Here is a 24708-nt window from a genome sequence, read left to right on the forward strand (position 1 = left end):
AAATAAGGCGGTAATTTCACCAGCGCCTTTTCATAGCCATGGCCGTGGCTAACCATATCATTGATTACCCGGCTCATCATCCTTGCCCATAAATATGGAAATTAACCAGGTACGGCGTGGCGGCAAGCTCCATATTCCTAGTCGCAGTTACGTTGGTGAATTGATGCAGTATTTTATCGTTATATTATTATATTGTATTAATAACGATTCTATTACATTTTACGCGGAGTCCCACGGTGGGACGTATTTATCTACTTCATTACCATACACAATACCCAGCACCTCATTGACCCTTTTCCTCAACTCGCTGGTGTTGTCGGCCACTATGTTTGCGTGGCCCATCTTACGCCTTGGCCTAACTCCGGCTTTACCATACCACCAGACGCTGGTTCCGGGTACCGCCAGTACCCTTTTGATAATCTCCTCACTATAAGGTACGCCTAGCATGTTTACTATGCCTGATGGCTTTAGCAGCGTAGTGGGCCCCAGCGGCATGTCCAGGACCGCCCTCACGTGATTCTCGAATTGACTCACCGCCGCGCCCATTAATGTCCAATGCCCTGAGTTATGGACACGGGGTGCAAATTCGTTAATCAACACCTCCCCACTCCTCGTTATGAAGAACTCAACCGTGAGAGCCCCAACGTGATTTAAGGCTTCGGCGAGCTTTATGGCTATTTCCCTAATCTTACTTGCAACCTCCTCATTTATCTCCGCAGGGGCTATGCTATATAGGAGGATTCCATTGTAGTGGTAATTCTCGGTTACGGGGTATGTGAGGACCTCACCGCCGCTAGATCTAACAAGCACTATCGAAACCTCTTTATGAATATTCACAAACTCCTCGGCCAATAATGGGAACTTCCTGGGCACTTTACTTAAGTTATCCCTACCCATCACGTAGTACTGGCCCTTTCCATCATAGGCACCCTGGGGTTCCTTGAAAACTACCCTCCCAAACTGCTCAAAGGCCCTATCCACGTCCTCAGGGCTATTAATTATCATGAAATGAGGCACTGGGAATCCGTGATCCCTAAGGAATGTCTTCTCGCGAATCTTGTCCTGCTTTAGCCATATCGTTAGCGAATTAGGCTTAACTTGCCGAGTGATTCGGCAGTACTTACCGCGAGAGGGTTCACGTGCTCGAATTCGAAAGTGACTACGTCGGATTTATCCACTAGCTCCTTCCATGAACCACTGAAGTACTTACCATCAGCCACGCCTAGTGCAGGTGCATCCGGGTTTTCGTCATGTACGAGGAATTTAATGCCTAGTTTCTTACTCTCTAAAATCATCATCAAGCCCAGTTGTCCACCACCTAGGATACCTAATACCCTACTCATAGGTTAAGCACCGTGTTCAGCACATCATTCTTCATGGATTCCATTAATTCAATCACCCTGGCCCTGACGCTTGGGTATTTAATACCAAGTATCCTCGCGGCCAGCAATGCGGCGTTCTTGGCACTACCTATGGCAACGGTAGCCACTGGAGTGCCAAAGGGCATCTGTACTATTGATAGTAATGAGTCAAGCCCATTCAAGTGCTTGCTTGGTATTGGTACGCCAATTACTGGCAAGGGCGTCAGTGATGCAGTCATACCCGGTAGGTGAGCTGCGCCGCCGGCGCCGGCTATTATTACCTCTAAGCCTCTGTCGGGTGCCGTCTTTGCGTATTCGAACATGAGTTCCGGCGTTCTATGGGCCGAGACCACCCTGGCCTCGTTGGGTATGCCTAATTGATCGAGCAATTCCACGGCCTCCCTCATCACGTCCCAGTCATTTTTACTGCCCATTATCACCCCAACCAGCGGTTTTGTGTTCATTATGATTAATTGTTTAAAGAAAATTTTAAAAGTCTTTTTTTCATTATTAACCTAGTATGTCCGTGTATTGTTTAAATAAAAAAATTAAATGGTGACCGACACCATGCCCCTTAACGATAATGAGAAGTCAATAATTAGGAGGTTCCTAGGGAGAGAGCCAACTCAGGCTGAGTGGCTTGTGTTTGAGGCTGAGTGGAGCGAGCATTGCTCATACAAAAGCAGTAGGAGGTTCCTCAAGTTACTGCCCAGTAAGGCACCGCATGTGATTAGGGGGCCTGGGCTTGATGCGCCGCTAATTCGCGTGGGAAACCTAGTGGTTAGTTTCAAGATAGAGAGCCATAACCACCCATCCGCCGTGGACCCTTACAACGGCGCTGCAACGGGCGTTGGCGGCATTGTGAGAGATATACTAACCACGGGCTTAAGGCCTATAGTATTAATGGACAACCTACACTTCGGCCTATTTAATAATCCTCACTCCCAGTGGTTAATGAGGAATGTTGTTAGGGGCATCTCAGATTATGGGAATAGGATTGGGGTACCCGTGGTCGCCGGTGAGGCGTGGTTTGATGAGTCGTTCACCACGAACCCGATAGTCCTAGTAACGTGTGTTGGCGTAGGCAGACTGGAGGACGCAATACTCGGTGAGGCAAGCCCTGGCGACTTAGTCCTGGTCATAGGCAATGACGTGGGTAGGGATGGGATGCTTGGCAGCTCTTTTGCATCTAAGGTCCTGGACAGGGATAGAGATGAAATAGGCGCTGTGCAGGTCGGTAACCCATTGCTTGAGAAGCTGCTGATCGATGTTGTGATCGAGTTAAGAAGCCGTAGGTTAATTAAGGCGATAAAGGACGTGGGCGGTGGAGGATTAGCCACAGCACTCAGTGAGCTAGCTGATCAATTCGGACTTGGTATTGAGATTCACCTGGATAGAATTAGGACTAGGGAGGCCATGACACCCGAGGAGATCCTGGTCTCAGAGTCCCAGGAGAGGTTGGTGATCGTGGTAAGTAGAGACGCCCTTAATGAAGTCGAAGATGTATTGAGGAGGTACGGTGTCGGTTATGACATAGTAGGTACGTTGACGGACAATGACGGGTTTACGGCTATTACGGTAATGACAAAATCATCGACTTACCCATCAAGTTCATCACCCATGCACCAGAGACTAATTATGACGCAAAGGAGCCACAGTACCTAAGCAAATTAAGGATAATGCCAGAGTTACCCGAGACGCCACTTGATAAGGCATTAACTAAGATACTAAGTAGCCCAAACATTGCGTCTAAGGAGCCCATATTCAGCCTTTACGATTACGAGGTCGGCGTTAGGACCGTGATTAAGCCAGGCAGGGCCGGCGCGGCGGTGCTTAGGTTCCTTGATATTAATGGGGGTGATGGTAAGTTGGGGATTGCGGTGAAGGCCGACGCTAACCCAAGGCATTCACTCCTTGACCCGTTCATTGGGGCCGCCAATTCCTTGGCCAAGGCCTATAGGAACGTGGTAGCCGTCAGTGCGGAGCCCCTGGCTGCTGTCGATTCGATAAACGTAGGCAATCCCGAGAAACCTGATAGGTACTGGTACTTCGTGAACTCAGTACTGGGGCTTTCCTGGATGGCGCGGGAGCTAGGCGTGCCAATAGTTGGTGGTAAGGTCAGCTTCTATAACGAGGACGTTAATGGAAACGTGATCAAGCCCGTGGTAGCCGTTGCCGTGTTGGGCCAGGTGAATGATGTTGATAAGGTTGTCGATGGCGGGCTCATCGGTGGTGGGTCAATAATAATCATAGGTAATACATCGGCTGAAATGGGTGGGTCTGAGTACCTATATGCAGTTCACGGCATAGTCAGGGGCATACCACCAAGCCAAGGCCGAGAGATGAAGTTAAAAACTCGAGGACGATCCTTAAACTAGTCCAAGAAGGCTTGGTGAACGCCTCGATGGATGTTGGCGTTGGTGGATTATTAACCACATTAAGTAAGATGGCCCTAATTAACGGGGTTGGCTTCAACATCGACTATCCAGGGTACCAACCGATGAATGCGGTATTGACCCAACGGTGCTGGCGTTCTCCGAGACCAACGCGAGGTATATTGTTGAGGTTAGAAATGAGGATATTGATAAGGCAACGAGCATTCTCACCAACCTAGGCGTGCTATTTTCAGTAATAGGCAGTTCAGGTGGTGACTACGTAATAGTCCGCTGGGGCGACCATAAATTAATGACCCTAAAATTAGATGACTTGAAGGCCGCGTACAACTCATTATGGGGTGCGTCATGATGTGCGGCATATGGGCATTCCTAGGCCTAATGCGGGTAGTTACGTGGTTAAGGTGTCGCCATGGCTAATTCATAGGGGTCAGGAGGGAGTGTCATTCGTATGCCGTATAAATGGATCGCTTATTAAGCTAAGTAATCCCTTAACAACAGATTCAACACTATGCCTTGGACATGCCAGGTATAGTACGAGCGGTCCCTATGGTGTTGAGCTTCAGCCTATCGTGCTTGGTAATGACTTTGCCCTGGTATTTAATGGCACAATAAGTAACTACATCGAATTAGTCAAGAGACTGAGGGATCTCGGTGTCGATGTTAGGACGAATTATGATGCCTTGGTTTTGGCCCATTACATGAGGGAATTACTTACTAGGCGGGGTATTGATGGCGGTGTTAATGAGCTTTTCCACACATTACGTGGTGGCTACTCCATAATAACTATTTGGAAGGATTCCCTAATAGTGGTTAGGGATCCCTGGGGCATTAGGCCTCTTGCTATTGGTAGTGATGGCAATGGCATAGCCATAGCGTCGGAGACGGCGGCGCTCGAGGCGTTGGGTATGAGCTGGCGTGAGGTGGAGCCTGGGAAGGCCCTTGTGCTACGTGGGTCTGGTAGGGAGTACTGGATCGAGGGTCCTAGGGTTAGGAGAGCCCATTGCGCGCTTGAGTATATTTACTTCCTAAGGCCCGACTCCTACTTCAACGGTATTAACGTCTATGAGACCAGGCGTAGACTCGGCATGGCGCTAGCCTGTAAGGAGACCACTCACGACGTCGACTTTGTATCACCAATACCCGAGACCGCTAGAGTTGCGGCGGAGGCCTACGCAAGTGGTATTGGTAAGCCGATTCATGATGTCGTAATTAAGAATAGGTACGTTGGGCGTGGCTTCATTAAGCCGCTAGGGAAAGGTCTGCGGACATGTATAGCGTGGTTAAGGATGCGGCCAGGGGTGCATCTATAGCCTTGGTTGACGACTCGATCATAAGGGGCGATACCCTTAGGAAGGTCCTGCCCAAGCTCAGGGCTTCAGGTGCGAGGGCTATCCACGTTAGGGTCTCCTCACCGCCAATTAGGTACCCATGCTTCATGGGCATGGACTTCCCAACCAGGCGTGAGTTGGTGGCTCACGGTAGGTCAATAGACGAGGTTAGGAAGTACCTCGGTGCAGACTCCCTAATTTACCTAACGGTTGACGAGCTCACGAATGCCATTGGAACCACTGAGCTATGTACTGCCTGCTTCACGGGTAATTATCCATTCACGATAAATATTGACGAGACCGAGATAGCATTCGCAAGTGATAGGTTATGGGAGCCGTAGGGATGGTTGGCGTGATGTCCTTCCACGATGGTTGGGATGTGAGTGAATTACTGAAATACGCAGTACCGGTGCTTAGACATAGGGGTAATGATGGCTGGGCCGCAATATTCAGTAAAGGTAGTGGACTAACCACGTTTCAGGTTAAGGAGGGAGACAACGCCTTAAGTGGCGAGGCCGGCCTATTGTGCCTTAGCACAAACAGTAATTCCAGAGGTGTGGTAAGGTGTGGTGATGCAGATGTTGGGTATTGTCTCGAAGGCCTCGTAATAAGGCCTGGGGACGTGTGTAAGCTGATTGGTGGCGAGATCAAGGCCCTCCCTTACACGTCATTGATTGCCTTAACGAGTAACGGCGAATTGATTGCGTACAGACCCATCACTGGGTTAAGGAACTTGGTTCTCGGCGCGTACGGCTTCGACCTGGCCATGATAACCAACGAGAGCTCAGCCATAGGTGCACTAGGCGGTGATGTGAGGGCGTTCATAAGGCCTGGATCAATCATTAGAGTCGATAGGTTGAGTCTCTCGATAATAGAGAACCTCAATAATTCCAGGAGTAAGCTATGTGCCGTGGAGTTCATATACTATCAAGGCCTGATTCGGAGGTCGATGGTTACTCCGTCTATGAATTCAGGAGGGTATTAGCGAGTAAGTTGGCTAGGAGACTAATGGATGGAATGAACAATTTCGATGTTGTTATTGGCATGCCGGAGACGGGCGTGATCTACGGCCTTAAGGTTGCCGAGGCGTTAAGAAAGCCCTTTGAGTACGCCCTCATGAACATCGAGAGGCGCAGGTCAGCCTTGAGAAAGGACCTTATTGATAAGTTATCTTCCATTCATCTAAAGCTCAGCCCAGTCACCAGTGCGGTTAGGGGTAGGAGAGTCCTTTTAATCGATGATTCGCTACTTACTGGACTATCCATTAAGGAGCATCCCAAGTCCTTAGGCATAGGGCGGGCGTGAGTGAGGTCACGTGGCCATAGCTAGCCCAAGGATAGTTAGGTCATGCCCCTACGGCGTCGACATGCCGCCTAATAATCAATTACTCACCAATACTTTCAATGATGAGGATGCCCAGAGGGTGCTTGAGGTCGATTCATTAACGTGGTTAAGTCTCGAGGACCTATACGAGGCAGCTGACGAGGTGGGTATCGGCAGGGATGGCATATGCACATACTGCATGGGTGGTGAGCGTGGGCTGGACCTATGAAAAGGCTGGGGTAAGCTTAGCCAGGCATTGGGAGATGCACTCGGTAGCCCGTGAAGTAATTCATGAACTTGCCGATGAACTTGGCGTCAGGTTGATGGAGGGTGGCTTTACGAGGTCTATAAACCTGGGCAATTACGAAATAACACTGCACACAGATGGTGTTGGTACCAAGTCAATGATTGCTTGGTCCACAGGCGGGCTCGAGGTGATTGGCTGGGACTGCGTCGTCGGTAACGTTAACGACATGGCATGCGATGGCTTCGTACCGATTGCAGCCACGGACTACATAGCCATATCCAATAATGATGCCGATGCCGTGGGTAAGGTCCTTAAGGGCATTAAGGACGCGGCCGCCAGGGCTGGCGCAGTGTTGCTAGGTGGTGAGACAGCTATAATGCCTGACCTGGTCAATGGTGTCGACGTCTCCTGTACCGTACTTGGGATTAGAAAAGTCAGGGCAGTGGGTAAGGCCGAGGTTGGTGATGTGGCCATAGGCATTGAGTCCAGCGGCCTTCACATGAATGGTTACACCCTAGCCCGTAAAGCCCTGTTAGTAGGTACGACTTAAATGCTGAGGTCTGTGGCGATGAATTAGCCAATTGGTTATTGAAACCAACGGCCTACTACGGGGACTTGTTGATTGAGCTTTATAGCCGTGGGTTAATCAAGGCTGCAGTCCACGTGACAGGTGGGGGATTTACTAAGTTGAGGCGCGTTATTGGTGATTTAGGCGTTGAGCTCGAGGTCCCTGAACCGCCATGCATCTTTAAAGTAATTAAGGACTCAGGCAATATTGAGTGGAGTGAAATGTATAGAGTATTTAACATGGGCGTTGGACTCGTGGTTTTGACGAGTGAGGAATACGCGAAGGAAGTTGTCAGGGTGATTGAGACGCTGGGCCTTAACCATTGGGTCCTTGGTAGGGTCATTAATGGTGGTGGTATTGATATTTTAATACCAGGCGGCCCTAGGGTGAGGCTTTAGGATATGCCGAGTAGCCTATTCATCTCTTCATAGGCTCTGACCACGTCTAGGCTGAGGCGCCCCTCCTAAATAATTCCTTATCCAAGTGCCTGCCGTTGATTAGTATCCTCATGGTATCACCGCTCATCTCATCAGCGAGAACCAAGTTACCTGATTTATCAAAGCCAAACTCCAGTTTAAAATCTACGAGTGTTAATCCCCTACTCACCATGTAGTTGCTCAAAATCTCATTAATCCTTAACGCAATGCCCATTATCTCATTCAACTGCTCCTGCCTCGTTAGGCCAGCCTCTATTATATCGTCAGTGGTTATTAATGGGTCGTGAAGCTCGTCACTCTTCAGGTGAAACTCAACGAGGGGCTTGCTGAACCTCGTCATTGGCTTTACTAGAGGCATTCTCTTTAGGAATGAACCGTATGCATAATTCCTTACAATAACCTCTATTGGTATCATCCTAAGGCCCCTCACCAATATTTTCCTATCGCCATCCCAATCAACCAAGTGATTTCTAATACCGTATTTACTCAGTAATCTCATGAGGAATACTGTCTGGGCCGCGGCTAACCTACCCTTACCAGGCGCTCGCTCCTTCCTGGCGCCGTCGAATGCCGTGACTTCATCCTTAAATTCCATGATGAGAAGCTCATCATTAACCCTGTAAACCCTCTTGGCCTTACCCTCATATATCAACTCCCCAACCCAATTACTAGCCATACATAATCTAAATCTGGCACCGGTTATTTAAGGTTTACTTAATTGATTAAATAAATACCTAGGCTAATACCGTGATTAACCACCTTTATTGTTTAACTAATTATTTTAACAATATGTTTAATTATTTGATTAAACAATTTAAGAATAACAATTATTAAGGGGTACGCAATTAATTTAATTAATTATGATAAGGAGCAAGGTCCTAATCGTGGGTGATGGCGCGAGGGAACATGCCCTGGCCGCAAGGCTTAGTTCGAGCGTTCACGAGCTAGGATAAGCGCGTTGGTAATGCATGAAAATCCTGGAATCAAAAGGATCGCGGAGAAAACGGGCGGTGAGTTAATTAAGTCTAGGCTAGATCCAAGTGGCTTGATCGATACCGTTAATAGGGTTAATCCCGACATCGTGGTTATAGGGCCCGAGGAACCACAGTTCGCCGGCGTTGCCGATAAGGCTATCGAGCTTGGCATACCCACCTTCGGGGTTCCTAAGTTGCTAGCATGATAGAACAGAGCAAGGCCTTTGCGAGGAATCTAATGTGGAAGTATAGGATACCGGGTAGGATAGCCTTTAGGGCGTTTAGGGACATTAACGAGGCATTGCAATACGTATCCAGTGCAGGTTCCGTCGCGATAAAGCCGGCCAGACAAAGCGGTGGTAAGGGCGTTAGGGTATTCTGGGATAGGCAGGCCTACCTTAGGGACAGCCTCAATAAGGCTAAGGCTACCCAGGTAATTGCAGCGTCAAGCGATGTTAAGGCATACGGCGATATCGATGATTTAATAGTCATCGAAGAGGCAGTGAGTGGAGTTGAGTACACGATTCAAGTGATCACCGACGGTAAATCCATCATAGCCCTACCACCAATCCAAGACCACCCACATGTGTTTGACCATGACATAGGCCCCGAGTGTGGTGGGATGGGGACCATAGTCGGTCCAGGACCCACACTGCCATTTTTAACTCAGGAAGAGTATGGGGAGAGCATAGAAATAATGAGGAGAACTTTGGACGCGTTACAACGTGAGATTGGCCTTAGGTACACTGGTGTATTGAGTGGCCAATTCATGCTCACGACGTACGGGCCAACACTCATCGAGTACTACAGTAGGTTTGGTGACCCAGAGGTCCTCAATGCATTGGCAATGCTTAACGGTGACTTACTTGAAATCATCGAGGCTGCGGTGAATGGTAGGTTATCAAGCGTCAAGTACTCATTTAGGGAGGGCGTTGTCGCGATCTCGAAGGCCGTGGTGCCCCTGGGCTACCCGCACAGTAGGGAATTGGCACGTGGAAGAACAATAACCATGGACATGGATAAAATAAGGAAGTTGGGTTGTGAGGTTTACTTTGGCTCAGTAGTTGAGGAGGGTGGGCTTTACAAAACCCTGGGTTCTAGAGCCGTCGAGGTACTCGTCGTGGGCAGAACGTATGAGGAGGCCTATGAAAGAATCGAGAATTGCGTAGACAGTATCAAGTCACCTGATTGGCAATTAATACATAGGCGGGATATAGGGGGTAGGGAATTAATTGAGAAGAGGATCAGGGATGCCGAGCGCGTCAGGGCGGTCTATAGATGGAGAAGAGAACGTGGGTTGGCAGGGTGAGGATTGATTGGGTACCTGGCGGTGAAATCACCATATACGACTATGCATAAGCGCGCCATTGAATAGAGACATGCCGCAGTACGTTAAGCACCATGCGGAGGTGTAATAGGCAAACCATCGCTGAACAACAAGTAGGTGCCAAGCCCCGTACTTGACTGGCAACAAACCATCATAAATACTTATTCACATAATTCTGCACAACTGTTTTTACCCACAATAATTTATCCTCAGGCCCTAGCCCCTCGTTTCGAACATCAAGGCCAAGGTCAGCACGGCGCCTATTACCGAAGCCATACCAAGGAATAGGTAGACCGTGTATGAACCGATAACGAAGAACGTTGGGAATATAAAAGTCGTTACTAGGACGCCGGTCCTACCACCAATTACATTGATTACAGGCCCAATACCTCTAATTTTTGTTGGGAGAGAAACAAAGGTATATCGTCAAAGCTCTCAGGGGATCTCTTAAAATAATGAATATTAGTTTTATTCTTCAAAATATTCGAACCTGATTTATCCTTTACCTAACCTTAATTAGTGACGCCGCTAATCTAGCCTTCTCCCTGGCCTCTTGTACTGTACTTCCCGTGGCTAGCACGATACCCATCCTCCTATGCCTATATGTGAAGGGCTTCCCGAATAACCTAACCTGGACCCCGGGTATCCTCAGCGCCTCCTCAAGCCCTACGACCCTAGGCGCCCAGGTCTCGGTATTCGCGAGCACTACGTGGGCCGCAGCCGGCGTTACTAACTTAACCTCAGGCGTTGGTAGCCCAAGGGCGCTTCTCACGTGTATCTGAAACTCGTTTATATCCGTGCTGACTAACGTGACGAGGCCAGTGTCGTGGGGCCTCGGCGCCGCCTCGCTGAATAGTACCCTGCCATCCCTAGTTATGAGTATTTCCACACCGTATATCCCAAGCCCTCCCAACTCATTGACGAGCCTAATGGCGTAATCCCTAGCCTCCTCATTATTTCCTCACTCACCGTGGTTGGGTGCCAGGACTCAACGTAGTAATAAACACCCTCAGGCCTCTGATGCTCTATAGGTAATACCGTGTTAGTCACCACATTATTGCCCAGCAGGTACCTATAGGTTAGTACTGTTAACTCTCTATCAATCTTCACGTACTCCTCAACCACAACCTTACTACCACTACCCCTCGCATGGGCAAGGGCCTCCTTGAAGCCTCGCTCGACATCATCATACTTATTGATGAGCACGTGCCCATGCCCGCTGGAACTCATTTCCGGCTTTAGTAGGCATGGGAAGCCCAAGTCCTTGCACGCCCTCTTCACATCCTCAACACTCTCCGCAAAGAAATACCTAGTGGTTGGTAATTGAAGCTTCTCCGCAGCCAGTCTCCTCAACTCAATCCTATCCATGCAGATCTTAACGGCCCTGGCGTTGGGCACAACTCTAAAGCCCTCCTCCTCCAGTTCCACGATAGCGTCGGTGTTTACTGCCTCTATCTCGGCAATAATCGCATCGGGGCCCTCCCTATGCACCAACGCCTTAATGGCGTTTTTATCGAGCATATTAATCACGTACTTCCTATGAGCAACGTGCATTGCCGGGGCCATGTCATATCTATCGATAACGATAACCTCGGCACCCATTCGCTGTGCCTCAATAGCCATCTCCTTACCCAACTCACCACTACCCAACAGCATTATCTTCTTGGAACCCATAAGTAGTGGTGGACCAATCTCCATCACCAACCACCCACGAGACTATCCTTAAGACTAAGCCAAAGCTTTAACCCACCAGGCACGAAGCCCCTTGGGGTTAGTACGGCTTCCGCCGACCTCTCTGGGTGCGGCATGAGACCGAGGACGTTGCCTCGTAATTAACCACACCGGCTATCGAGGCCACTGAGCCGTTTGGATTCTCGCCGTAGTACGTGAAAGCCACCCTGACCTCGTCGACGCTATCTATGAAATATCTACCTTCGCCGTGGGCTATGGGCATTGAAACCACCTCATCAAGTGAGTATAACTTAGTAAAGGGTGTCTTAATGTCGTTGACCTTGACCCAAACCCACTTGGCTATGAACCTGGGCGGATCGTTGGGTAGTAATGCCCCAGGTAGTAATCCGGCCTCGACGAGTGTTTGAAAGCCATTACATATGCCAAGTACGGGTACACCATCCTCCGCATCCATGATTATTTCCTTCATCGCCCTTGACCTGGCAGCGATTGCGCCAGCCCTTAGCCAATCCCCATAGCTAAAGCCTCCAGGTATTATAACGGCATCATATATGCCGTGTCTAAAATCTTCATGCCAAACCAGCTCGGCGTTGATGTGAACCACGTTCTTAAGAATGTGAATTACGTCTAGGTCACCATTAGTACCTGGAAACTTAATAACAGCCGCCCTAGGCATTCTCAACACCCAGTATTAGCAATCTATGGACCGTTGGGTTAAATATCCTAGCCTTCTCACAAACTTCCCTAACGTAGTCTACGGCCTCCGCACCATCCTTCGCATCAACAATGAAGCCAAGGTACTTACCGCTGATGACCTTATTAACATTACTAAAACCACTGATTGAAACAAGGTCCTTAAGTATGGTCTCGCCCTCAGGGTCTCGAACGCCCTTAAGTACAATAGCCGTATGAACCAAGTACTTATTCGATACGTTACTCATTGATTAATTAAATGATTAAAAATATTTAAAGATTTCCCTTGAAGAATACCGGTTATTGTTTAATTAATTATTTAAACAATAATTGAGAGCCGATGCACCATTAAATTTGTTAAAAACATCATTATTAATGAAATTGAAAATTTAGACGATGGCGCTTTAATTTATTACACTGACTCAATGCTTACCCAACGCCAATTCGAGTAAGTACTTATGTACCGCCGTTGTCGTTAGTTCTGGGTGGAAGGCTGTCGCCAGCATGTGGTCTTCCTGGGCCGCAGCAATGACGCTACCCAGCCTTGGGTGCCTAACGCTAGCCAACGCCCTTGCATTGCCCCAAACCCTCACTATGGCTGGCGCCTAATGAAGACTGCCCTTACCGTGCCAACACCTTCAATAGTTACGTCCGTCTCAAAGGAGTCCCCCTGCCTACCGAAGGCGTTCCTAACCACGGCTATATCCATGACACCGAGTATTGGCTGACCAGTCTCACCAACCACGGAGTCCCTGACCTCCCTGGCCATGAATATGCGCCGGCGCACGTGCCCAGCATCGGTAGTCCATTGATTGTTAAGCCCCTAAGCCTATCAAGAAGGCCGTTGCGCCTGGCCAATGAGCCTATTGTGGTTGACTCACCGCCTGGTATCACTAGGGCGTTTAGGCCGTTTAGGTGCTCGGCCTTCTTAACCCTAACGACATCAACGTTGATCTTTAACTCATCAGCCGCCCTCCTAATGGCATACTCGTGCTCCTCAACATCACCCTGCAATGCGAGTACGCCGACCTTCACGCCTAAACACCCCTTACCTGAAGTAATTCCTCGGGCTTCAGGGACTTAACGTCTATGCCCATCATTGATGCCTTCTCACTAACCATCCTCTGGGCATCAATCACCGTTTCGGGATCGTCCCAATGTGCGGTGGCTAACACAATGGCCTCAGCCTCTCCCTTGGGTCCTGGCTCTTGAAGATGCCCGAGCCTACGAAGACGCCGTCGGCGCCAAGCCACATCATTAATGCCGCATCGGCCGACGTGGCTATACCGCCCGCGGCGAACGTTATCACCGGTAACCTACCCATCCTAGCCGTTAAGGTCACCAACTCAATGGATACCTGGCACTGCCTGGCGAAGTCCTCAACTTCTCCTCATCACCATCCCTATAGGCTGCGTATAACTCATTAATTGCCTTGTAGAGAACCTTGAAGTGCTTAACAGCCTCACTGACGTTTCCCGTGCCCGCCTCGCCCTTGGACCTAATCATTGACGCACCCTCGCTAATCCTTCTAAGTGCCTCGCATAACTCGCGGCATCCGTTGACGAAGGGTACCGCGAACAACCACTTATTGATGTGGTGTTGTTCGTCGACTGGTGTTAATACCTCGGACTCATCTATTAAGTCAACGCCTATTTGTTCAAGTATGAAGGCCTCGTAGTAATGACCAATCCTCACCTTCGCAGATACCGGGATCGTTATATGCCTCATTACGTCCTCAATAACCTTAACATCAGCCATCCTAGCCACACCACCCGCCCTACGAACATCGTAAGGCAGTTTATCGAGAACCATCACGCCGACGGCGCCCGCCTCCTCGGCAATCTGAGCCTGCTCTACATTGGTTACGTCCATTATGACGCCATTCCTGAGCATTGATGGGAAGCCTACCTTGACCTTCACCGTGCCGGTAACGATGCCATCCATCTCATAAGGCCTAGGCCAGTTAAAGCCCCTCTCCCTGAGCCTATCCCTCAATTCCAACATACCGTAGAAGAAGTCTCTGAGCTTCTCGAGGTACTCGAAGGAGGGTGATACCGACATCAAAACTGGGCTTGTTCGGGGTTATTTATAGATTATTAAACGTTTAATAATGCGGTAGGCAATGCATCGTCAACGTTATTTTAACAAATCCTTCGTCATGAAGTTATGGTAGAAGTTTACGTGCAAACGCTCGGCGGCTCCGAAGTAAAGTAGTAATTCCCCATCATTAGTCTCCCTAAATAATCTATTGATTATTACGTCGTAGTCCCTGTGGCTGTAGTGTTCCCAGCCCCTTGACTCGTCTATGGCGTTGAGCAGTGCCGTAACCGCGCCCCAGTACTTCTCGCCGGCCTGGGCAAGGTCGCCCTTATTATACAATTCCTCAGCAGCCCTGAGGTAATCTTCGTGAAGCCTCAGGTACAACTCAACCCTACGTTGAGTATCAAGCCTCTCGGCCACTAAATCGGCTATAAACTCCTCAACATCCCTGCCGTTAGCCAACTCCCTAAGTAGCTCCATTATAGTGGGTGGGAGTGTTAATGACACTTACCAAGTGTCTGTACCTGGTTTAAAAACCTAAATGCACTATATTGATTATTAATGTGAGTACTGTTTTAAACCCCCTTAAATCAACTTAACCCGTGTCTTCAATCTTCATATTTAACCTGGCCATTAGGTCGCGGTCGCCGATTATTCCTACCGACTTTACAAACTTAGTGATTAGCTACGTCTATCAAAGGTCCCTAAGTCCATTCCAGTAAACATGATGTTTGGTTACTTGTTTGGTGGGGGCGTCCTGTCGCAAGGACTAGATACCCCGCTAAGGTGGTATAAACTATAGTGTGTAAGGGATGATTCAACATATTGATATATTATATTTGTGGAATTGTATACATATGGTGGTTATCGTATATACTTAACTGCGTTACAGCAGTATCTATATGGTTATGGGGTTTATTCATTTTTAATGCCTGATACTATATAATATCTGGTGGTTATCTTGGTTTTCACCATTATCTATTTGGTTAGGTTCATGAAGTTCATGTTCTAGGATGGGGTCTATTATCCTATATATGCCTTCGCTATGCTTTTCAACTAGGTTGAATCTGATTAATGCTGTTAATGCATTATCTAGGGTTCTGTCGTCGATTTCATGCCCGATTAGGAAGGATGCGTATGCCTTTATATCGCGCCACCTATTGACGTGTTTAAGGGCCTCTAGGATGGCTAGGTATAGCCTCTTGTTCGCCCTGCCTTTCAGGAAGTTGTCGAGTTCGTTAAGCATTATTTTGGAACCCTCCTCAATCACTTTACTTAATGCGTCATCTAGGGATAGCCCTCTTATGCCGTGTAGGTTGCCGAATAGTGTTAACCAGCCCACTATGCCGTCGAGTAGGTTGACTACCTTATCGTATTCGTTGAAGCTCATCCCTAGTTCACTAAACCCCCTCATTAGGAATGCCTTGGATTGATCGTGGGTGAATGGCCTTAACCTAACCTCCACAGGGAGCCTGCCGTATAGGGGTGATGTTGGCGAAGGCTCCAGTAGCGCCCTTACTAAGCCTACGTAGGATCCCGTTAATATGAAGCGGATTCTAGGGTTTGATGAATGGGCGTTACCCAGTATTTTAAGTAATTGCGGTGATGCGGACGCCAGGTCCTGAACCTCATCCAGCGCTATGACGGTATCCTTCCTCATTGATAATAGGAATTCAAGCAGTGTCGGCATGGGCCTCGCCCCCTTCCTTACAGTTATGCCAAGGGGCCCTATGTTCAGGTTTACCGAGGCGTCGATATCCCTGAATAATGAGCTTCTATTAGCCTCATTAACCATGATTTTAAGCAATGTTTTAAGGGAATTAACACCCTGGAGATTTATGTACATGGTCCTGAACCCTCTGAGGCTAACTCATTTAACACAACCTTAACAACGCTGGTCTTGCCAATCATCCTCTGCCCCGTGATAACTACCCAATTACCTGCATGGATCTGTCTCTTAATATAATCAATAACATCATCCCTACTGAATAACTCCCTCCTCGACTCCTTAGGATATAACTCAAATAACATAACCCTATTCAGTAACTGAATACCCTATTATAAATTAATTGCGCATAAATGCATTAAACATCAACGATTAATGTACGTGAGGGTATTCAGTTACTGAATAGGGTTATGAAGCTTGCTCCCTAAATGCTTAATGAGACGGTTGTAGGTATTAAAAATTAAGACTTCGTTATTAAATCTTTCAACTTCCCTTAACCTTAATGCAGCCCTCCTATGTAGGTCAAAGGTATATTTTACCCATGAAATTGTAGTATAAGTTTGCATGGAAATTCTTTATACAGGTTCTCTACGATTATGTCGTAGTCCCTGCTGCGGCACCCCCAACCCCTTAATTCACTAATTGCATTGAGTAACGTTGTCGTGGCTCCAATATTTTCCGCCTGCCTGAACTAAGTCGCCCTTGGTATACTCATCACCACTATGACTAAGTAATTCCTCATGAATCTTCAGGTATACGTCAACCCTATCCCTAGGATCAAGCCTCTGGGCCGCCTCTCTTTCTATCTCCTCATTGATTAACTTAGGCGGTTCCTCCACGTAGCTAATTATTGCGTAATTGCCTTAAAAGGGTTTGTAGGGTATGTTCAATAAAAGCTTAATAATAGGATAATAAGTATGTTATTAATGGCTAAGACGGTAATCGAGGAGGTTAGGGAGGGTAGGGTCTCCGATGAGGTCAAGGATGTGGCTAGGCGTGAGGGTGTTGATGAGGGCAAGCTGGCTAGGAGGATAGCGAGCGGTAGGGCAATACTTATTAGGAACGTTAAGTTACCCGATAAAGTTAGTGCGGTTGGTCTTGGGTTAACGACTAAGGTTAATGTTAATATAGGCACGTCAAGCGAGGTCGTGAGTCTTGAGGCCGAGCTTGAGAAGGTTAGGATTGCCAATAAGTGGGGTGACACATTAATGGACCTATCAACGGGTGGGGATTTAGACGAGATACGCAGGGCAATCATTAGGGAGTCAAAGCTACCGGTTGGTACCGTGCCAACTTACCAAGCATTCATAGACTCATTCAAGAAGAAGGGCGGTGGGGCCTACTTTACGGAGGATGAGCTCTTTGATATGGTTGAGAGACATTTAAGGGATGGGGTTGCCTTCATGACGATACATGCAGCCGTTACTAGAGAATTGGCAATTAAGGCCCTTAAAGGCGATAGGGTCATACCCATCATCTCCAGAGGTGGCGATATGCTGATTGGGTGGATGCTCCACAACAATGCCGAGAACCCATTTTACACCAGGTGGGACTACGTTCTTGAGCTCTTCAGGGAGTACGATGCGGCCATCTCAATAGGTGATGCCCTACGCCCGGGCGCCACGGCGGATAGCCACGACGAATTTCACGTAGCGGAACTAATCGAGGCCTCGAGACTCGTGAAAAGGGCTAGAAAGGCGGGGGTTCAGGTAATGGTTGAAGGCCCTGGCACGTGCCATTAAACGAGATCGTATGGGATGTTAAGTTAATGAAAAGGCTCACCGATGGTGCGCCATATTACGTCTTAGGTCCATTACCTACCGATGTGGCTGCTCCCTATGACCACATCGCTGGCGCTATTGGCGCAGCAATTGCGGGGCGGCTGGCGCGGACTTACTATGCTACCTAACGCCTGCTGAGCACCTGGGCTTACCAACGCCAAGGCAGGTTGAGGATGGTGCGATAGCCTTTAAGGTGGCGGCCCACGTGGCGGACACAATAAAGCTTGGCAGGAGGGCCAGGGCCTGGGATGATGAGGTCAGTAGGTTCAGAGGTAAGCTTATGTGGAGGGAAATGATATCCAAATTAATAGATCCGGATAGGGCCTGGGCCGTGTATACGCAGTACGGAGAGCCCAGGGTTAAGGGTTGCACGATGTGTGGTGGTTACTGCCCAATGCTCATGGTGATGCAGCAGGTGAAGAAGATCAGAGGTGAAGTTGATGAGTGAGGCTTGGTTATGGAGCACGTGGGTTAAGGCAAGCAGGTTAAGAGACGCTGATGTTGCCATAATCGCCGCTTGCCTACCCTTCGTAAACCCGAAACTCTATCAAGAGATTTCGAGGGATAAGGTGGTGCTGCTCGCCTGCCCTGAGCGTGAGCACCCAGCGCTCTATGGCAAGATGGCGAGCATGATTCGGTCATCAAGGCCAAGGTTAATAACTGTGGTCTCAATAGATGGAAGCCCACACTGCGCACTGCTTCATGCATCGGTCAACGAGGCTGAGTACATACTTAATGAGGACATACCCAGAAGGCACTACGTGGTACTTGACGGCGAAGAACTTAGGGAAATATCGCCGAATGCCGTGAGAGTCGCTAGATACTTATCGATCGTTGAGGAGTTGGTCAGGAAAAACCCCGAGGCACTCGAGGAGTTGGCAAAACATAGCCTTGAATATAGGAGTAGCCTCGCCAGGGCTGGTAAAGGCGATGCACCAAGGACCTAGTGGTGCTATTTCACAATACTTCTTGCAAGTTTTACTAAGTCCTCCACGTATCCTACATCCTCCCTAATCTGCCTCGGCTTCAACCTTGCCTCATGGAATCCCTCTATATGCAGAAACCACACCCTACTCCACCAAAGCCTAACCCCCTATTGGGCTTGCTACTTATTGAGCTCACGGCGTCGAATAGCAACGTTGTTGTTTACCTCCCTGGGCCTAGGCTATGGCCATTGCTTAATGGCCTCCTCAGCGGCCTTGTAGAGCTTCCCACCGATCTGCACGGGGTCCCTACTGACCAATTCAACGCCCTACCTCAGGAACCTCTCGGCAAGTTCAAGGTGAACCTTAGATCGCTCACTTCTAGGTTTAATACCTTATGATATTATGTCAATTCAATTATGTCAATACCCCTCTTCATGGTCTCATTAATTAAGCTCTTAGGTATTGACGTTGTCGAAATCACTCTACACTCAGTATAAAGCCTTAACTTAAAAAGTGGTTTGTGCTTTAATTAGTGCTAAACGGGATAGAGTGGAACATGCTCTAGTGCGGTTGTTTCGGGGAAGCTAGGGCCACGTTCATTGCCTGCACTGCTTGTCCCGACGCGCCCTTCATTAGGTTGTCTATTGCGGCTAGGATCACAAGCCTGTTTAGCCTATTGTCTATTTCGAAACCTATGTCAACTAGGTTCGACCCTATCACGTACTTAACGTCTGGATACCTCTGAAAGCCTGCTCTATCCTTAACAATCCTGATGAATGGTTCATTACTGTACATGGTCCTAATGACCTTCCACACGTCGGGTTCCTGCACGGGCTTTATTAACCACGTGTGTGCCGTGGTTAGTATCCCCCTGACTAGGTCTACGGCGTGTGGGGTGAATGCCACGCGTACCTGCTTATTAATTAGTAGGCTCAGTTCCTGCTCTATCTCTGCCGTGTGCCTGTGGTGAACAACCTCGTAGGGCCTAATCACGTATGTCCTGAAGGGGTGTAGGTCGAGCCTAGGCGCGTGCGCGCCGGCGCCTGAGCTCGATATCTTCGCGTCAACCACAATCCTCTCTGTATCCACGAGGCTTGCCTTCACCATAGGTGCTAGGGATATTATGGCTGCGGTTGCCATGCATCCAGGCACGGCTATTAACTTGGCGTTTCTCAACTCCTCCCTATGTAACTCGGGAAGCCCATAAACGGCCTTCTTAAGCAGGTCTGGGTATGGGTGTGGCTTCTCCCACCCGTACCACTCAACGTAGGCGTTTGGGTCCTTAAGTCTGTAGTCCGCGGATAGGTCAATTACGGTTAGTCCAACCTCATAGAGCTTTGGAACCCACTCAACACTCTGCCATGCGGCAGCGCCAGGAATACCACGTCAGCCTCCTTTTTGAACACAACATCAATCGCGGAGTCGCTGAAAGTTAGGTTTGTCCTGCCCCTAAGGTTTGGGTGAACCCTAAATATGTACTCGCCCTTAAACTCCCTCGAGGTTGCGCAGGCAAGTTCAATACCCGGGTGGTTAAGCAATAACCTAAGTAACTCACCGCCGGTGACCCCGCTGGCCCCTACGACGCATGCCTTGTACTTACCACTCACCATTGAACCACCTCACTATTGTGTTCACCACGTTATTCACGACGCCCATTGTTAATTCAATCCTGGGTTCTACACCAAGGATTAGGTGCTCATTACCGTAGGCGCCTATTGTGTACGTACACATAATGCACCCGATGTCCCTTGAAAGCTTCAAAACCCAGGGCTTTAGGTCGCCACAACCAATACACTCATCACCGATGACTTGAACGTCGATGATTTTGTCTGGCGCCTTAATAACCATGTTAATTCTGGCCAGTGGATTAGCCATGTACATCCTATGCTCAGCCACTGATTTACCACCTTCCCACGTGGTTACTAAACCATCGAGATTTAACGCCGGTGATGGCGTAGCCAGATAAGCCCTGCCAAGCCCCTAATTACCTTACCAACCACGTTGGGATTTAACGCAACACTTAACTCGGGTGTTGGGTAACCCAGCCTGGAGAGTTCCCTAAACAGTGCGGCTCTGTCAATAGCTAATACGTAGGCGCCACGTGGATTTAACGTATCCTCAAACAAACTGGATATTACGAGGGCCTCAAAGGTATCATCGAGGAGCAGCACGGCCTTGCTATTCCTACACCTCACTTCATCATCTCTAGTATTTATTATGGTAACCCTGAAGCCCCTATTTACTAGATCATTGTGTATTTTCTGCTCTACTGGACCGTACTTACTGAGTACAAGCGTGACGTCTTGGTTGACCGTGGTTCCTGCTTCAATGACCACCACCCGTGCTTACCGTAGCAATGAGGCTTTTAAATATTTTCTTTACTATTTCAGGGGTTATAAACGTGTTATTGTTAGTAAAGGAAATGTTTATATAGTGTATTTAGTGGGTAACCTGTGGGAGTGATGGAACGGTTTCCATACTTTATGACACAATGAGAATTGAGGAAAGGCTAATACTTAAGGAGCTTAGGGACTTGGCACCAACGTTGCTTTAGTGAATATTGATAACATATCTCTTAACCTTAATGATGGGGGTGGTGACCTCGGCACAGTCCTCGTGAGGTCCATGAGCCATACAAAGGCAGGTTTAATTGCCCGTATTCTAAACATCCAAGGTGTTAAGACTATTAATAAGGGACTGGCCATAGAGAATTCATGGAATAAGGCCATTGCCATCTCAACACTGGCTAAGGCAGGTATACCCACCGTCCCAACAAGGCTCTTACTATCGGTGGGTACGCAGTGCGATGGTGTTAATTATCCGGCCATTGTTAAGCCTGTCCACGGTTCCTGGGGAAGACTCGTAAGCCTAGTGGGCAATCACGATGAGTTAGTACTGTTGCTTAAGCATAAGGCCGTGGGTGATGCCTACTCAAAGATTGCCATGATTCAGCCATTCATTGGCGATGGTACTGACTACAGAGTCTTTATAATTGGTGATGAGGTGGTTGCGTCGATGGTTAGGAAACCAAGCCCAGGTGATTGGAGAAGCAACGTTGCCAGGGGTGGGGTTGCTCACGCACTCAAGCTTAGTGCAGACGCTTACGAAATTGCCATTAAGGCCGTGAAGGCCCTTGACCTTGATTACGCAGGCGTCGACCTACTATACAGCAATGAGACTGGTTACATGGTTAATGAGGTCAACGCAATACCCGAGTTTAAGGGTCTCATGAGTGTCTCGGGCATTAATATTGCGCGTAAAATAGCTGAGTATGTGATAAATACTGCCAGGAGGTGATCACTCAATGAGCAATGACCTACTTAGGTTTGAGGATGAGTACTTGGCTAGGTACTACAGCAAGAAGCCCATAAACATTGTCAAGGGCTACATGCAGTATGTTTGGGACTCAAACAATAATAAGTACCTGGACATGCACACAGGCTTTGGCGTTGCATTCCTCGGTCATAGGAATCCAAGGATCATAAACGCCATCAAGGACCAACTTGATAAAATAATCACAGTATCACTGACCTTCTATAACGAGACGAGGGCCGAGTTCATTAGGGAGTTCATGAGGGTCGTACCGAGTAGTTTCGGCAAGGTATTCCTACAGAATAGCGGTACTGAGGCCGTGGAGGTCGCCCTTAAGATAGCGAGAAAAATTACTAAAAAGGCTGAGTTCTTGGCATTCCTGAATTCATTCCACGGCAGGACTATGGTTCCCTCTCGGTAACCGGTAATGAGAAGTATAGGAAGGCCTTCGAACCAATGCCATATAAGGTCAGGTTCGCGCCATTCAACGCGGTTGACCAAGTGGATAAGCTAGTGACTGAGGACTTAGCAGCTGTGATTGCTGAGCCAATACAGGGCGAGGGCGGTGTTAACCCAGCGAAGCCTGAGTTCCTAAGGGCCTTAGGCAAGTGACGAGGGAGAGGAATGTATTGCTTATATTTGATGAGGTCCAGACCGGGTTTGGCAGGACTGGGCGTGCTTGGGCCTTTGAGAACTACGGCATAGAGCCTGACATATTCACGGCGGGTAAGTCAATAGCTGGTGGTTTACCAATTGGGGTGGCAGTTGTTAGGAGAGAGTTCGGTGACGTCTTCGAACCTGGGGAGCACGGTAGTACCTTCGCAGGTAATCCACTTGTTATGGCTGCGGCTAGGGCAGGGGTTGAGGTCCTGGTTAATGAGGGTGTGCCTGATAGGGCGAGGGCTATTGGTGATAAGTTAATGAGGATACTTGAGGATGAACTTAATGGCTTGAAAACAGTCTTGAGAATTAAGGGCATGGGACTTATGATGGGTATTGAACTTAAGAAGAGGGCTGACCCATACATTGATAAATTAATGAATGCTGGACTACTGGCAAGTGTTGCTGGTGGGACTACCGTGAGGTTACTACCACCTTACTGCATAACTGATGAGGATTTAGAGACAGCAGTTAGGGCTCTTAGGTCTGTCCTGTCAGACTCATCATGATGTCATTAAGTATGTTATTCAATTCCTCATCACCTAACGGCTCCCTCCTTAAGCCATTATCGTAAAGATGCATGATCCTCTTATAGACTGCATCGATGAGTTGCGGTGTTGGTTCTATACCACGCTTCTTTAGCCAGTACTCTATCGATGACCTGCCTGAGTACGGCCCAACCAATATATTCGCCTCGCGACCAATTACGGTGGGATCCATTGATAGATACGTCATTGGATTCTTCAATTGAGCATCGACGTGTATACCCGCTGCTGTTGTAAAGGCATTCTCGCCAACCAATGGTTGATACCTCGGCACTGGGTAATTGAGACTTCGGAATTCCTCGGCTATCTTACTAATCACCCTGGGATTCATTCCATCGAAGGAACCCCTAAGCCTGGCATACCAAATTACCAAGGCCTCTATGGCACATTACCAGCCCTTTCTCCGATGCCCAATAGCGTTCCATTGTTTATGGACGCACCGTAAAGCCAAGCAGCGACTGCGTTGGATACTGCCATGTAATAATCACCGTGGCCATGAAACTCCAGGGACTCGCTGGGTATTCCCAACACCTTCCTAATCACCCACACGAGCTTTGGTATGCTATAGGCAGTGGCGCGAATGGGTAGGGTACGCCAACGCCCGTCGTGTCTGGAAGCTTTATCGTGGTCTCAACACCATATCTCTCCCCAAGCTTAAGTAGCTTCTCCACAAAGGGTATTACAAAGCCGACCACGTCAGACCTGGTCACGTCCTCAAGGGAACACCTAAGCCTAATACCCTCCTTCAAAGCATACTCCGCAACCTCTAGGTACTTAGCCACGACTCTATCCCTCGTGGAATTGAACTTATACCTAATGTGTATGTCAGATATCGACATAAGCATGACCATTTCGTCAAGGCCTGCCTCCTTAACGAGCCTCACATCCTCAACCCTAGCCCTGCCCCAACCAATCACCCTAGGCCACTCAAGGCCTAAGTCCCTAACCGCCTTAACAAGCTCCCTATCCCTACCAGTGTACAGGAAGAACTCACTCCTAGTTATTTTGCCGCTTCCATTATCTAAATCAGCCAATAACCTAAACAATCTAACAGCATCATTTATTGAGTAATAAACGTAGAAGGCTTGTTGCCCATCCCTAAACGTTGTGTCGGTTATGAACAAGCGCTCAGGTGGTTCTGGATCGATATTAATCCCATCAGTTATTAACCTAGGCGGTAGGGGCCATTGATCAAGATCAACATACTCCAACTCCTTGTACTCAATACCCTCGTGCTTCAATAGTCGTATTAACAACTCATTATTTTCCCGGGCTAGTGAACCCTGGTTATTAAGCGCTTCAATTAGAACCACCCAGTTTTTCGTAAAATAAATAATTTATAAATTTTACCCCCAATAATAAATATGGCTTA

Annotated in this window: 31 protein-coding genes and 7 pseudogenes; 18 read left to right on the forward strand and 20 right to left on the reverse strand. The window is 48.3% G+C overall.

Annotated elements, in window-relative coordinates:
* Window positions 1-219: 219 nt before the first annotated feature.
* The 3 genes from JCM16159_RS02930 to purE all read right to left on the reverse strand — a co-directional run bounded on the left by JCM16159_RS02930 (window position 220) and on the right by purE (window position 1825).
* A complete protein-coding gene (locus JCM16159_RS02930) occupies window positions 220-1005 on the reverse strand; it encodes a 5-(carboxyamino)imidazole ribonucleotide synthase (protein ID WP_243665706.1) in 786 nt (261 codons plus the stop codon).
* Window positions 1006-1079: 74 nt separating this feature from the next.
* Entirely contained in the window at window positions 1080-1343 is a 264-nt protein-coding gene (locus tag JCM16159_RS14000) for a hypothetical protein (RefSeq protein WP_243665707.1), read from the reverse strand.
* A complete protein-coding gene (gene purE / locus JCM16159_RS02935) occupies window positions 1340-1825 on the reverse strand; it encodes a 5-(carboxyamino)imidazole ribonucleotide mutase (RefSeq protein WP_054856916.1) in 486 nt (161 codons plus the stop codon). The genes JCM16159_RS14000 and purE overlap by 4 nt, the downstream gene beginning before the upstream one ends.
* 103 nt (window positions 1826-1928) lie before the next feature.
* Between purE and JCM16159_RS14005 the strand changes: the two genes are divergently transcribed.
* From JCM16159_RS14005 to JCM16159_RS14050, 11 genes are read left to right on the forward strand one after another with little or no spacing between them, the layout of a single operon-like run.
* Window positions 1929-3026 carry an AIR synthase-related protein gene (locus JCM16159_RS14005; protein WP_243665708.1) on the forward strand — a complete coding sequence of 366 codons (1098 nt, stop codon included), beginning with the start codon at window positions 1929-1931 and terminating at the stop codon, window positions 3024-3026.
* A gap of 14 nt (window positions 3027-3040) precedes the next feature.
* Window positions 3041-3739 (forward strand): AIR synthase related protein, encoded by a 699-nt coding sequence (locus JCM16159_RS14010; protein ID WP_243665709.1) that lies wholly within the window; start codon window positions 3041-3043, stop codon window positions 3737-3739.
* Window positions 3727-3975 carry an AIR synthase-related protein gene (locus JCM16159_RS14015; protein WP_367834271.1) on the forward strand — a complete coding sequence of 83 codons (249 nt, stop codon included), beginning with the start codon at window positions 3727-3729 and terminating at the stop codon, window positions 3973-3975. Before JCM16159_RS14010 ends, JCM16159_RS14015 begins: the two co-directional genes overlap by 13 nt.
* A complete protein-coding gene (locus JCM16159_RS14020; RefSeq protein ID WP_243665855.1) occupies window positions 3885-4106 on the forward strand; it encodes a hypothetical protein in 222 nt (73 codons plus the stop codon). The genes JCM16159_RS14015 and JCM16159_RS14020 overlap by 91 nt, the downstream gene beginning before the upstream one ends.
* 10 nt (window positions 4107-4116) lie before the next feature.
* Entirely contained in the window at window positions 4117-5067 is a 951-nt protein-coding gene (locus JCM16159_RS02945; protein WP_243665711.1) for a hypothetical protein, read from the forward strand.
* Window positions 5025-5426: a hypothetical protein gene (locus JCM16159_RS14025; RefSeq protein WP_243665712.1), complete on the forward strand. Its 402-nt coding sequence runs from the start codon at window positions 5025-5027 to the stop codon at window positions 5424-5426. The genes JCM16159_RS02945 and JCM16159_RS14025 overlap by 43 nt, the downstream gene beginning before the upstream one ends.
* Window positions 5414-6070, forward strand: a complete 657-nt coding sequence (locus JCM16159_RS14030) for a hypothetical protein (protein WP_243665713.1) — start codon at window positions 5414-5416, stop codon at window positions 6068-6070. The genes JCM16159_RS14025 and JCM16159_RS14030 overlap by 13 nt, the downstream gene beginning before the upstream one ends.
* Window positions 6071-6078: 8 nt before the next feature.
* On the forward strand, window positions 6079-6390 hold the full coding sequence (locus JCM16159_RS14035) for a phosphoribosyltransferase family protein (protein WP_243665714.1): 312 nt from the start codon (window positions 6079-6081) through the stop codon (window positions 6388-6390).
* A 10-nt stretch (window positions 6391-6400) separates the two neighbouring features.
* Window positions 6401-6637, forward strand: a complete 237-nt coding sequence (locus tag JCM16159_RS14040; protein ID WP_243665715.1) for a hypothetical protein — start codon at window positions 6401-6403, stop codon at window positions 6635-6637.
* The gene (locus tag JCM16159_RS14045) at window positions 6621-7205 is read left to right on the forward strand and encodes an AIR synthase related protein (protein WP_243665716.1); all 585 of its coding nucleotides are present in this window, start codon (window positions 6621-6623) and stop codon (window positions 7203-7205) included. The genes JCM16159_RS14040 and JCM16159_RS14045 overlap by 17 nt, the downstream gene beginning before the upstream one ends.
* A gap of 38 nt (window positions 7206-7243) precedes the next feature.
* Window positions 7244-7621: an AIR synthase-related protein gene (locus JCM16159_RS14050; RefSeq protein WP_243665717.1), complete on the forward strand. Its 378-nt coding sequence runs from the start codon at window positions 7244-7246 to the stop codon at window positions 7619-7621.
* A 46-nt stretch (window positions 7622-7667) separates the two neighbouring features.
* Here the strand turns inward: JCM16159_RS14050 and purC are convergent, their stop codons facing one another.
* Window positions 7668-8336 (reverse strand): phosphoribosylaminoimidazolesuccinocarboxamide synthase, encoded by a 669-nt coding sequence (gene purC / locus JCM16159_RS02960; protein ID WP_243665718.1) that lies wholly within the window; start codon window positions 8334-8336, stop codon window positions 7668-7670.
* Between the two features lie 288 nt (window positions 8337-8624).
* Between purC and JCM16159_RS14055 the strand changes: the two genes are divergently transcribed.
* Window positions 8625-8840 carry a hypothetical protein gene (locus tag JCM16159_RS14055; RefSeq protein WP_243665845.1) on the forward strand — a complete coding sequence of 72 codons (216 nt, stop codon included), beginning with the start codon at window positions 8625-8627 and terminating at the stop codon, window positions 8838-8840.
* Window positions 8837-9943, forward strand: a complete 1107-nt coding sequence (locus tag JCM16159_RS02965) for a phosphoribosylamine--glycine ligase (RefSeq protein ID WP_243665719.1) — start codon at window positions 8837-8839, stop codon at window positions 9941-9943. The genes JCM16159_RS14055 and JCM16159_RS02965 overlap by 4 nt, the downstream gene beginning before the upstream one ends.
* A 520-nt stretch (window positions 9944-10463) precedes the next feature.
* Here JCM16159_RS02965 and purT read toward each other — a convergent pair.
* The 9 genes and pseudogenes from purT to JCM16159_RS03005 all read right to left on the reverse strand — a co-directional run bounded on the left by purT (window position 10464) and on the right by JCM16159_RS03005 (window position 16951).
* Window positions 10464-11659 (reverse strand): annotated as a pseudogene (purT, locus tag JCM16159_RS02970) (formate-dependent phosphoribosylglycinamide formyltransferase).
* A pseudogene (purQ, locus tag JCM16159_RS02975) lies at window positions 11659-12329 on the reverse strand (phosphoribosylformylglycinamidine synthase subunit PurQ). The pseudogenes purT and purQ overlap by 1 nt, the downstream one beginning before the upstream one ends.
* A complete protein-coding gene (locus JCM16159_RS02980) occupies window positions 12322-12594 on the reverse strand; it encodes a phosphoribosylformylglycinamidine synthase subunit PurS (protein ID WP_054856917.1) in 273 nt (90 codons plus the stop codon). Before JCM16159_RS02980 ends, purQ begins: the two are co-directional and overlap by 8 nt.
* A gap of 174 nt (window positions 12595-12768) precedes the next feature.
* Window positions 12769-13381: pseudogene (gene pdxT / locus JCM16159_RS02985) on the reverse strand (pyridoxal 5'-phosphate synthase glutaminase subunit PdxT).
* Window positions 13382-13383: 2 nt separating this feature from the next.
* Window positions 13384-14407: pseudogene (gene pdxS / locus JCM16159_RS02990) on the reverse strand (pyridoxal 5'-phosphate synthase lyase subunit PdxS).
* A 75-nt stretch (window positions 14408-14482) separates the two neighbouring features.
* A complete protein-coding gene (locus JCM16159_RS02995) occupies window positions 14483-14893 on the reverse strand; it encodes a PaREP1 family protein (protein WP_054856918.1) in 411 nt (136 codons plus the stop codon).
* Window positions 14894-15311: 418 nt separating this feature from the next.
* Window positions 15312-16181 (reverse strand): ATP-binding protein, encoded by an 870-nt coding sequence (locus JCM16159_RS03000; protein ID WP_243665721.1) that lies wholly within the window; start codon window positions 16179-16181, stop codon window positions 15312-15314.
* Window positions 16182-16222: 41 nt separating this feature from the next.
* Window positions 16223-16417 carry a hypothetical protein gene (locus JCM16159_RS14065; protein ID WP_243665722.1) on the reverse strand — a complete coding sequence of 65 codons (195 nt, stop codon included), beginning with the start codon at window positions 16415-16417 and terminating at the stop codon, window positions 16223-16225.
* A gap of 333 nt (window positions 16418-16750) precedes the next feature.
* A complete protein-coding gene (locus JCM16159_RS03005) occupies window positions 16751-16951 on the reverse strand; it encodes a hypothetical protein (RefSeq protein WP_054856919.1) in 201 nt (66 codons plus the stop codon).
* 87 nt (window positions 16952-17038) lie between these two features.
* Between JCM16159_RS03005 and thiC the strand changes: the two are divergent.
* Together thiC and JCM16159_RS03015 are read left to right on the forward strand one after the other, a co-directional pair.
* A pseudogene (thiC, locus tag JCM16159_RS03010) lies at window positions 17039-18341 on the forward strand (phosphomethylpyrimidine synthase ThiC).
* A complete protein-coding gene (locus JCM16159_RS03015) occupies window positions 18334-18840 on the forward strand; it encodes a hypothetical protein (protein ID WP_054857060.1) in 507 nt (168 codons plus the stop codon). The pseudogene thiC and the gene JCM16159_RS03015 overlap by 8 nt, the downstream one beginning before the upstream one ends.
* Window positions 18841-18845: 5 nt before the next feature.
* Here JCM16159_RS03015 and JCM16159_RS18385 read toward each other — a convergent pair whose 3' ends face one another.
* Window positions 18846-18962: a hypothetical protein gene (locus JCM16159_RS18385; protein WP_367834238.1), complete on the reverse strand. Its 117-nt coding sequence runs from the start codon at window positions 18960-18962 to the stop codon at window positions 18846-18848.
* A gap of 33 nt (window positions 18963-18995) precedes the next feature.
* On the opposite strand from JCM16159_RS18385, the gene JCM16159_RS18390 reads away from it, so the two are divergent.
* Window positions 18996-19217 carry a hypothetical protein gene (locus JCM16159_RS18390; protein WP_367834239.1) on the forward strand — a complete coding sequence of 74 codons (222 nt, stop codon included), beginning with the start codon at window positions 18996-18998 and terminating at the stop codon, window positions 19215-19217.
* A 137-nt stretch (window positions 19218-19354) separates the two neighbouring features.
* On the opposite strand, the pseudogene argC reads toward JCM16159_RS18390, so the two are convergent.
* From argC to JCM16159_RS03035, 3 genes and pseudogenes are all read right to left on the reverse strand, one after another.
* Window positions 19355-20429 (reverse strand): annotated as a pseudogene (argC, locus tag JCM16159_RS03025) (N-acetyl-gamma-glutamyl-phosphate reductase).
* Entirely contained in the window at window positions 20416-20715 is a 300-nt protein-coding gene (locus tag JCM16159_RS03030; RefSeq protein WP_054856921.1) for a hypothetical protein, read from the reverse strand. Before JCM16159_RS03030 ends, argC begins: the two are co-directional and overlap by 14 nt.
* Before the next feature lie 41 nt (window positions 20716-20756).
* Window positions 20757-21155 (reverse strand): hypothetical protein, encoded by a 399-nt coding sequence (locus JCM16159_RS03035; protein WP_243665723.1) that lies wholly within the window; start codon window positions 21153-21155, stop codon window positions 20757-20759.
* A gap of 217 nt (window positions 21156-21372) precedes the next feature.
* Here JCM16159_RS03035 and JCM16159_RS03040 point away from each other — a divergent pair, with 217 nt between their 5' ends.
* Together JCM16159_RS03040 and JCM16159_RS03045 are read left to right on the forward strand one after the other, a co-directional pair.
* On the forward strand, window positions 21373-22116 hold the full coding sequence (locus JCM16159_RS03040) for a RimK family alpha-L-glutamate ligase (RefSeq protein ID WP_054856923.1): 744 nt from the start codon (window positions 21373-21375) through the stop codon (window positions 22114-22116).
* Between the two features lie 91 nt (window positions 22117-22207).
* Window positions 22208-23300 (forward strand): annotated as a pseudogene (locus tag JCM16159_RS03045) (aspartate aminotransferase family protein).
* Here the strand turns inward: JCM16159_RS03045 and JCM16159_RS14075 are convergent.
* Genes JCM16159_RS14075 through JCM16159_RS03050 form a run of 3 tightly spaced genes read right to left on the reverse strand, consistent with a single transcriptional unit; the run spans window position 23272 to window position 24649 of the window.
* Window positions 23272-23709, reverse strand: coding sequence for a hypothetical protein (locus JCM16159_RS14075; RefSeq protein ID WP_243665724.1), 438 nt, complete (start codon window positions 23707-23709; stop codon window positions 23272-23274). The pseudogene JCM16159_RS03045 and the gene JCM16159_RS14075 sit on opposite strands and share 29 nt — an antisense overlap.
* A gap of 5 nt (window positions 23710-23714) precedes the next feature.
* Window positions 23715-23879, reverse strand: coding sequence for a hypothetical protein (locus tag JCM16159_RS18395; protein WP_367834240.1), 165 nt, complete (start codon window positions 23877-23879; stop codon window positions 23715-23717).
* Complete coding sequence (locus tag JCM16159_RS03050; RefSeq protein ID WP_367834241.1) at window positions 23876-24649, reverse strand: hypothetical protein; 774 nt, start codon at window positions 24647-24649, stop codon at window positions 23876-23878. The genes JCM16159_RS18395 and JCM16159_RS03050 overlap by 4 nt, the downstream gene beginning before the upstream one ends.
* Between the last annotated feature and the right edge of the window lie 59 nt (window positions 24650-24708).

It is taken from the genome of Vulcanisaeta sp. JCM 16159 (assembly GCF_001316265.1).
Taxonomy (GTDB): Archaea; Thermoproteota; Thermoprotei; order Thermoproteales; family Thermocladiaceae; genus Vulcanisaeta.

Coding starts and splice junctions, on each gene's coding strand:
- JCM16159_RS02930 (WP_243665706.1), bottom strand. CDS start 1,005: ATGATAATTAATAGCCCTGAGGACGTGGATAGGGCCTTTGAGCAGTTT.
- JCM16159_RS14000 (WP_243665707.1), bottom strand. CDS start 1,343: ATGAGTAGGGTATTAGGTATCCTAGGTGGTGGACAACTGGGCTTGATG.
- purE (WP_054856916.1), bottom strand. CDS start 1,825: ATGAACACAAAACCGCTGGTTGGGGTGATAATGGGCAGTAAAAATGAC.
- JCM16159_RS14005 (WP_243665708.1), top strand. CDS start 1,929: ATGCCCCTTAACGATAATGAGAAGTCAATAATTAGGAGGTTCCTAGGG.
- JCM16159_RS14010 (WP_243665709.1), top strand. CDS start 3,041: ATGCCAGAGTTACCCGAGACGCCACTTGATAAGGCATTAACTAAGATA.
- JCM16159_RS02945 (WP_243665711.1), top strand. CDS start 4,117: ATGGGCATTCCTAGGCCTAATGCGGGTAGTTACGTGGTTAAGGTGTCG.
- JCM16159_RS14025 (WP_243665712.1), top strand. CDS start 5,025: ATGTATAGCGTGGTTAAGGATGCGGCCAGGGGTGCATCTATAGCCTTG.
- JCM16159_RS14030 (WP_243665713.1), top strand. CDS start 5,414: ATGGGAGCCGTAGGGATGGTTGGCGTGATGTCCTTCCACGATGGTTGG.
- purC (WP_243665718.1), bottom strand. CDS start 8,336: ATGGCTAGTAATTGGGTTGGGGAGTTGATATATGAGGGTAAGGCCAAG.
- JCM16159_RS14055 (WP_243665845.1), top strand. CDS start 8,625: ATGCATGAAAATCCTGGAATCAAAAGGATCGCGGAGAAAACGGGCGGT.
- JCM16159_RS02965 (WP_243665719.1), top strand. CDS start 8,837: ATGATAGAACAGAGCAAGGCCTTTGCGAGGAATCTAATGTGGAAGTAT.
- JCM16159_RS02980 (WP_054856917.1), bottom strand. CDS start 12,594: ATGAGTAACGTATCGAATAAGTACTTGGTTCATACGGCTATTGTACTT.
- JCM16159_RS03000 (WP_243665721.1), bottom strand. CDS start 16,181: ATGGTTAATGAGGCTAATAGAAGCTCATTATTCAGGGATATCGACGCC.
- JCM16159_RS14065 (WP_243665722.1), bottom strand. CDS start 16,417: ATGTTATTTGAGTTATATCCTAAGGAGTCGAGGAGGGAGTTATTCAGT.
- JCM16159_RS03015 (WP_054857060.1), top strand. CDS start 18,334: ATGAGTGAGGCTTGGTTATGGAGCACGTGGGTTAAGGCAAGCAGGTTA.